Source organism: Martelella alba (assembly GCF_006516955.1).
Taxonomy (GTDB): domain Bacteria; phylum Pseudomonadota; class Alphaproteobacteria; order Rhizobiales; family Rhizobiaceae; genus Martelella; species Martelella alba.
The window spans coordinates 1-1,817 of sequence record NZ_VHLG01000041.1; the positions used below are offsets into that span (position 1 = coordinate 1).

General features: G+C 62.7%; 1 protein-coding gene. It reads right to left on the reverse strand.

Annotation, left to right across the window (positions count from 1 at the left end; translation table 11 throughout):
• On the reverse strand, window positions 1-1,817 hold a 1,817-nt coding region (locus FJU08_RS22545; protein ID WP_141151288.1), incomplete at both ends, for a S8 family serine peptidase.

Below are 1,817 nucleotides of genomic sequence, written 5' to 3' on the forward strand. Positions count from 1 at the left end.
CGATAGCCGAGCGTGGCAGACGGTGTCAGCGTGATGCTGTCAGCCTCGAATGCCTTGAAGGCACTGGCCTCGATGAAGCCGCCCATGCCGTGGCCGCTGGCCGTTGCCCGTGCTGCATAATCACCAAGGCTCGTCACCCGGCTGGTGGCCAGATCGCCATAGCTGAGCCCGCCGCGCAGAGCGAGCGCCAGCACATCCATGTCGAATGTGCCGTAGACTGCCCCCTGATAGGTATTGATGCTGCCCGAGCCGTTGGTATCCGAGGAAACATCGGCATATTCATAGGATGCGGCAAGGCCGAAGGCATTGCGCCCGAAACGCCAGTCGATGCCGAAAGTGCCGTCATTGGTTCTGGCGTCATAGCCTTCCACGCCGCCGGCCGTGCCGATCTGGGTGGAGGCTGCCGTTCCACTGGCCCAGGCAAGGCCCGTGCCATAGGGCGTGCCGCCGACCGAAAGCCAGCCGTCCGAGAGGCCGAACTGCCGTTGTCCGATCGTATCGGCAAACCGGCCAACCGCCCTGACGGCGGTCGTGCCCATATCGGCATGGATCTGTCCGGTCAGGCTCGGCAATCCGGCGCCCAGCTGATCGGTGCTTGCCGAATAGAGAACGTTGAAAGCATCATTCTCCGCCGCTACAGGCCGAATGCCTGCGGCTGGCCGGGCCGCATCAATGGCCGTTCCGAGTGCTGTCTCGTTGCCGGAAAGCGACAGGCCGAAGGCCGAGAGATCGGCATAGGTCTCAGGTGTTGCCGCCAGCGACAGGGCATCCGGCCAGTAAAGAACATCGAGCCGTGTTCCATCGGCAAGTCCTGAGGCGGGCTGGGTCAGCCCGGTGAAACTGCCCGTGACCGCACCATCGGCCGCCTCGACAAAGGTGAATAATTCGCCCGGCGTTGGCGAGAAATCATTGCTGGCCGCGCCGGAAATGCCGCGCAATGTCGGGCTGAGCGTACCATTGGCGGTGAATGTCGCTCCCGTTCCCGTCAGGACGAGGCGGTCATAATTGCCTGCACCGTTCTGCGTGCCCGTGCCGTCAATATCCACCACCATCGTCGCCGAAGATGACAGGGTGACATTGCCGGCGACCGTCAGCGTGCCGGGTGAATCGCCGGGCGACAGTGTTCCGGCGACATCGACATTGCCGGTGATGAGCCCGCTGCCGCCCAGGGTTCCGTCCTGCTCGATCAGCAGTGTCGGTGTTATCAGCGAGCCGTCAACGGCGAGAAGACCGCCCGAAACGGTGGTCCCGGCGTCGAAGCTTGCCGTGCTGGAAATGGCCAGCGTCCCGTCACCGGCCTTTACCAGACTGGCATCGCTGTCGAAGGAGACGATCCAGGTCGTATCCGAACCATCCGTGCCGACTGTATAGACGCCGTCTTCCGGCATGCCGACGGGACCGACGGAAAGCGCGCGGTCAAGCCGGATCATGCCCCAGCCATAGACATCATCGACACCGGTCGCGCCCAGATCTTCCGCCGTCATGAACAGGATCTCGACAATTTCTGCCGGGGTGAAGGTCGGATAGGCCTCGGTCAGGACGGCAATGGCGCCGGAAACATTCGGCGCGGCCATGGAGGTGCCGCTTTCCTGCGCGTAAGAGCCCATGCTGACCGGAATGGACGAATAGACATTCGTACCGGACGCTGCCACGCACCAGTATTTGGCGACACCACAGTGATTGGAATAATCGGCAATCACATTATAGGCATCCAGCGCCACGACAACGACGATCCGTCCGCGGGCAATGCCATCGGCCGCTTCTGCCTCCGCCAGGGCATCAGCGGAGAGAAAGCTGAAATCGAGCCCGGTGCCATA